Raw genomic sequence first — 6,180 nt, 5'->3', positions numbered from 1 at the left:
CTCCCAGAGAAGATAATAATTCTTCGAGATAATCTTTGGCAAACTGGTCATGAATAAATCTAGTCATAGGTTTATCTAACATGATTTAATAACTTATCTCGTAATTGCTTAATTCGATCACGATATTTAGCTGCTGACTCGAATTCTAGATTTTTCGCCGCTTCTTTCATTTGCGCTTCTAGTTGTTGAATTAACTCGGGAATTTGTTCCAAAGAAAGCTCTTCTATATTCTCACAAACCTGCTCTAATTGTTGGGAATTTAGGCGACGGGAAATATCCAGAAAAGCCAAAATTGAATTACTTGACCTTTTAACAATCGGTTGCGGAATAATCCCATGTTTTTGGTTATGTTCCTGTTGAATAGCGCGCCGTCTCTTGGTTTCTTCGATCGCATTAATCATACTATCGGTGAGATTATCTCCGTAAAGAATTGCCTGACCGCGAATATGACGAGCAGCCCGGCCGATAGTTTGAATTAAAGAGCGGGTAGCTCTTAAAAATCCTTCCTTATCTGCGTCTAAAATCGCCACTAAAGACACTTCCGGCAGGTCTAACCCCTCGCGAAGCAAATTCACGCCGATCAGCACGTCAAAGACCCCTTCTCGCAGGTCTTGGATAATTTCAATCCGTTGAATTGATTGAATTTCCGAATGTAGATATCTAACTTTAATTCCCCTTTCTTGCAAGTATTCGGTTAAATCTTCCGCCATGCGTTTAGTTAAAGTGGTAATCAAAACCCGTTCATTTAACCGCACTCGCTCCTTAATTTCCCCTAATAAATCATCTACTTGTCCCTCGGTTGGTCGCACAAAAATCTCTGGGTCTAAAACTCCCGTCGGTCGGATAATTTGTTCGACAATGCGATTTTCTGACTGTTCTAATTCCCAATCTCCCGGAGTGGCCGAAACAAAAATACATTGATTAACTTTCTGCCAAAATTCTTCCGACTTCAAAGGACGATTATCCGCAGCACTGGGTAAACGAAACCCGTGATCGATCAAAACTTTTTTTCGTGATTGATCGCCATTATACATCCCGCGAATTTGCGGCACACTGACATGAGACTCATCCACAACTAATAACCAATCTTGAGGAAAATAATCCACCAAACATTCCGGCGGTTCCCCCGCTAACCTACCCGCTAAATGCCGCGAATAATTTTCCACGCCATTACAATAACCCACTTCCTGCAACATTTCTAAATCATAACGAGTCCGTTGGTCCAAACGTTGCGCTTCCAGTAATTTGCCCGCTTTTTCTAACTCCAATAAACGGTTATCTAACTCGGTTTTAATATCCCGACAAGCCACCTCTAAACGCTCCTCCGGGGTAACAAAGTGACGGGCCGGATAAATACTAATTCTCTCTAATTTTTGCAAAACTTCCCCCGTCAGGGGATCGAGATAACGAATACTTTCAATCTCATCGCCAAAAAAATCAATTTTAATCACCCGATCCTCGTAAGCGGGAACAATTTCCAAAATATCGCCCTTCAGACGAAAACGACCGCGAGTTAACTCTAAATCATTGCGATTGTACTGCACTGACACCAAGGCCCGTAATAATTGCCTTTGGTCGAACTCTTGACCAACTGTTAAGGAAATCGCCGCTTTCAGGTATTCTGCTGGCATTCCCAAACCATAAATACAACTAATGGAAGCGACGACGATCACATCCCTGCGTTCAAATAGCGATCGCGTGGCCGAATGGCGCAGCATATCGATCTCATCATTAATCGAAGAACTCTTTTCGATGTAGGTATCGCTGACGGGAATGTAAGCCTCCGGTTGATAGTAGTCGTAATAGCTGATAAAGTATTCCACGGCGTTATTGGGGAAAAATTGCCGCAATTCGTTGCATAATTGGGCCGCCAGGGTCTTATTATGGGCAAGAACGAGGGTAGGCCTGCCAATTTTCTCGATGACGGCGGCAATGGTGAAGGTTTTGCCGGTGCCGGTTGCCCCTAAGAGGGTTTGGAAACGCTGCTGGTTTTGCAGGGAATCTACCAATTTATTGATCGCTGCCGGTTGATCCCCAGTGGGTTGAAAGGGTGCTTGTAGTTGAAAAGCGGACATTAGCGGCTAGGTGTAGAGAACAGGCAAAATAAATTATCAATCAAATTACCAACACTTATAGGGTTTTGGGGAAAGAAAGATGTATCTTAATATTAGAGAGGATTTTAAAAAAAGATTAAAAGTCTTCGAGAATACCCTAAACTTAAATCTTATCGTTTCCCCGAAGCTATTAACGGAAAGGAGTATCAGGTTATGACGGTGGAAAATCTAGAAACGAACGGGACTCAAACCCCAGCAACCACAGAAGAAAAGACCAGCAGCCCACGCGGTAAAGCTACTACGGCTAAAACCGCCAAAGATAAAGAAGTGGTCGCCCTTTCGGTGAAAAACAACGCTGAATCGGCTTCCAAAGCCTTAAAATTCTATCAACCTGAACATCGCTTACCCGAAAATCGTCCTGTTGGTACTAGCCATCTTCACTTCACGGAAGATGAAATGTTACCCGGGAGCCGTCCCGTGGAAGTTAGCCATCTGAAAGTGGTTAGTACCTATTCTTCCGTCGGTGGATTGCGTCCTGTCGGCTCTAGTGGTATGGAAGTCAGTAGCACTCTAGCGATTTCTGGCAATCGTCCGATCGCTCTCAGTCATCTGCACATTAGCGAAACTTATACAGTCATGGGTAATCGTCCCGTTGCTTCCAATGAAATCGATGATCCCGAAACTTTAATGGGATTTTTGGATTAATTGTTTTGTTGATCAAGATAGATTTTTTCCCTGTCCCGGACGGGGAATTTATTTTTTTTCCCTTTAGTTAATCACGATATTGGGCAATTAGTTGGTATTTTCCCGGTTTTAATTGCAGAGCAAATAAGCCATCCTGAGAGATTCCCTGACTGCTAATCATTCCCTTGGGGTTAGTTTCAAAGTGCCAGTGACTAAAATAAGTAATTCCCAGATCAACCTGAGTATCTGAGACGATTTGGCAATCCCAAATACGATTATATAAAGAAGCTTTGACCATAGCTAATTGACCGTCACCATTGCGAACATAATGGTCTTGATAACCTTGAGCAGGAGAAACGGTATTACCTTGAAATTTCCAGAAAGGGGTTTTCTCACTCAGGGCAGCGGGAAGATAATCTACCACATCTGGGATAATTAAGAGACCGGCCGCTAGATTAAATCCTTTACCTCCGACTTTAATTGGTTCTACTGGTAAAAAATTAGCCGTTGCTGTTCTTTGGGATTGATAAGATGGCTGTTTAATCCTGGCAGTAATCAAGTTATTGAGTTGTTCTTTGGGTTGGGAATCTTGGTAAAGAGGAGTTAGAACACTTGATAATAAAAGATAATGGGGAATAGACAAACCAGCAATGACTAACAAGCTGACTAAAAGCCGTTTTTTGAACTGGTTAAAATTCACGGAAATAGAGAGAATTGCCAAAGTAGAAACTAAACCCGCTGCCACGGCAATAAAGCGAAAGGGAAACTGGATTTTTTGCAGGGGAAAGATGATTTTGTAGAATGGTAAAGAAAGAGGTGAAATCATCCATAAACTCAGTCCCGACAAAACTATGAGAGCAACTGGATCAAAATCAAATTTTTCTAATTTATTTCTTCTCTGCCAAACTGCTCGAACACTTAAGATATAAATCATTAGATAGATGCTGAAAATGATACTAATTATAAAAGTATGTCGATTTTGATCAAAGTTATTACCAAAAGCCACCCAATCCCCCAGAGAAGTTCCTACTGGTTGACGAATTTCTTTTAAACTAAAAACCGCAGGAACTAGGTAAGGAAAAGAAAAAGTTATACCAATTATAAAGAAGAAAATCCGCCAGCCAAAATCTCGAAAATTTCTATTTTTTAACAGGATAATTACCGAATAAATACCAAACAAAAAAAATATAATAATCAGACTGGGTAGATGAGCTAATGCTATCAAAGAAGTTGTAATTGTTAATGCTAAACCATTAGCAAAAGTAATCCTAGTAGAAACTTTTAGAAGTGCGGTCACAAAAAAAGGCATTAAAGCAATAGCCAAGCACTCTGCTAATGCTCCGCGCCAAAATAAACAGTAAAATAGGTAAGGATTAATTACTAAAGTAATAATTAGTTGATAGTAAAGTATGCCCCTTCTTTTGAATAAATATGCTGCTAAAGTTGAGGCACTAATTATATTGATAAGCAAAATAGTTAGCACGGTAAATCTTAGAGCAACAACTGGAGAAAATCCGAGCAAATGGTAGGGAAAAGCTACATATCTTAAAAGAGGAGGATAGAATAAAAATGCTGCATTTCCATAGCCTCCATAGCCTTGAGCATACCATTTTGGGAATAAGTCTCCAGACTTAACTTGCTCTGCCCAAAAACTATTCCAAAATAAATGAACAAGACCATCATTTGTTCTTTCTGGAGCGAATAAGAAAGCTAACCAAGTGCTACCTATAATCAAAAACACCAGAAGAGCGAAACTAAGTTGTTTTCTATGTAATCGAGCAAGACTAACAAGTATATTCATGATCAGGGCAGCAGAAGATTTTAATTTTTTACTGATTATCTAATCCCATGTTTTAGCTATCTCAAGCCACAAAATTAAATAATTACTATCTATAAAATAGATTTTTTACTTATTTATTTCACGAAAGTTCTTAGGGTAAATTTTAGCATAAACTAGACTAGCTTTTTCAGATAATACTTGAATTTCATAGTCAGAAGATAAATTATCAAAATCTTCTTGACTCATAATAATTTCATGATTTTTATCGCTATTGACGGCAGTTTTAAGTTCTTCGGCACTCCTCACCCACCAAATCGGTCTATTACTATAAAATAAGGCACTGGGGTGATTAAGATCAGCAGATAACTTAGCAATTATTAAGGTATTTTTCTTACTAAAATCCTCTTGCCCTGCCACTTCTGCTAAAGCAGCTAGGGGAGTTACTCTTGCAGTGTAAAGTCCTCTAACTTCTCTGATTCCAGAAAAGACAAAAACTGCAAATAGTAAAATAGTCGCCGATTTAGGAGTAAGCCTTTTCAGTAAAATGAGAACAAGTAGAGTGGCAGCAATCACAAAACAGAAAACTGCTACTATCTGTTTAACTGAAGGACTGATAATACCAACAATTTTGAGAGGTGTTAAAGGGAAAATAACTAAAGCTACAGTTGCTATACTAATCAATATCCACGAACGAGCAGTAGAAGAAGCTTGTGCCTTTTGAAATAAATAACCGATAAAAATTGCAAAAATCGGATAAAGGGGAAGAATATACCAGCTTAATTTGGTTGATACCAAACTATATAGACCAAAAACCACCAGAAAGAAAACGATTAGAACTCTTGACGAGCTATGGGGCTTTAAAGTATCTTTAACACTGAGGATAAATGCAAAAGGAATTAGATAAACCCAAGGAAAAAAGGATTGAAGAACTGTTCGGAAATATGAGAGAAAGTCTCCACTGTTTCCCTCGAGGGGGCGGGTTGCCCGTTCAATTACATGATAACCTAAGTATTTCCCCAAAAAAGCCTGTCCATGCTGTAGCAGCACTGTTAAATGCCAGGGAAGAATTATCAAAGTAGCCAAGACAATACTTTGCCAAAAATGCCTTGATTTAAAAGTAGTTAATAACTGTCTTTCAATCAACAGCGTTATCATAATGGCAGCTGGTGCAACAATGGCAGCAAAACCTTTAACCATAAAAGCCAAGGCACAAGCAGTACCAATAAAATACCACCATTTTTGATTGCCTTGGCGAAGATGAAGATAACCGTAAAGTGATAGAAACAGAAAGAATGTCAACATCATATCGGTGGTACCAAACCGAGCAGAATGGACAAATTGATAACTTGCCAACAAAATCAACGAAGCAAAAACTCCTGCCCAATATCCATAAACTTTTTTACCAATTAAATAGATAATAGCAATTAAGGCGACTCCCGATAAAGCCGAAGCGGCTCTTGCCCAAAATTCGTCAACCCCAAATAATTGAAAAAAAGCAGCGGTTGACCAGATAAATAGGGGGGGTTTATGAAACCAAGGCACCAGAAATGTTGAATCTCGTAACAAAACTTTACATTTAAGAACATGACAACCCCAGAACGCCATTTTTCAGATTGAATAGACAATTTTCCTAAACCAGTGTACATAGCTGATATGTTGACA

Annotated in this window: 4 protein-coding genes; 1 reads left to right on the top strand and 3 read right to left on the bottom strand. The window is 39.4% G+C overall.

The features are described 5' to 3' along the window. Positions 1 to 71: 71 nt before the first annotated feature. Entirely contained in the window at positions 72 to 2,075 is a 2,004-nt protein-coding gene (uvrB, locus tag H6G48_RS11670) for an excinuclease ABC subunit UvrB (RefSeq protein ID WP_190721837.1), read from the bottom strand. Between the two features lie 192 nt (positions 2,076 to 2,267). On the opposite strand from uvrB, the gene H6G48_RS11665 reads away from it, so the two are divergent. Further along, on the top strand, positions 2,268 to 2,759 hold the full coding sequence (locus tag H6G48_RS11665; protein WP_002795747.1) for a hypothetical protein: 492 nt from the start codon (positions 2,268 to 2,270) through the stop codon (positions 2,757 to 2,759). A 67-nt stretch (positions 2,760 to 2,826) separates the two neighbouring features. On the opposite strand, the gene H6G48_RS11660 is transcribed toward H6G48_RS11665, so the two are convergent. Then, positions 2,827 to 4,539, bottom strand: a complete 1,713-nt coding sequence (locus H6G48_RS11660) for a hypothetical protein (RefSeq protein WP_190721835.1) — start codon at positions 4,537 to 4,539, stop codon at positions 2,827 to 2,829. 105 nt (positions 4,540 to 4,644) lie between these two features. Beyond that, on the bottom strand, positions 4,645 to 6,123 hold the full coding sequence (locus tag H6G48_RS11655; RefSeq protein ID WP_190721834.1) for an ArnT family glycosyltransferase: 1,479 nt from the start codon (positions 6,121 to 6,123) through the stop codon (positions 4,645 to 4,647). Positions 6,124 to 6,180 lie beyond the last annotated feature (57 nt).

It is taken from the genome of Microcystis flos-aquae FACHB-1344 (genome assembly GCF_014698375.1).
GTDB classification, from domain to species: domain Bacteria; phylum Cyanobacteriota; class Cyanobacteriia; order Cyanobacteriales; family Microcystaceae; genus Microcystis; species Microcystis aeruginosa.
The sequence above is the reverse complement of the archived record's forward strand: the minus strand, read 5'-3'. Positions and strand labels throughout refer to the sequence as shown.

Coding starts and splice junctions, on each gene's coding strand:
- H6G48_RS11665 (WP_002795747.1), top strand. CDS start 2,268: ATGACGGTGGAAAATCTAGAAACGAACGGGACTCAAACCCCAGCAACC.
- H6G48_RS11660 (WP_190721835.1), bottom strand. CDS start 4,539: ATGAATATACTTGTTAGTCTTGCTCGATTACATAGAAAACAACTTAGT.
- uvrB (WP_190721837.1), bottom strand. CDS start 2,075: ATGTCCGCTTTTCAACTACAAGCACCCTTTCAACCCACTGGGGATCAA.
- H6G48_RS11655 (WP_190721834.1), bottom strand. CDS start 6,123: ATGGCGTTCTGGGGTTGTCATGTTCTTAAATGTAAAGTTTTGTTACGA.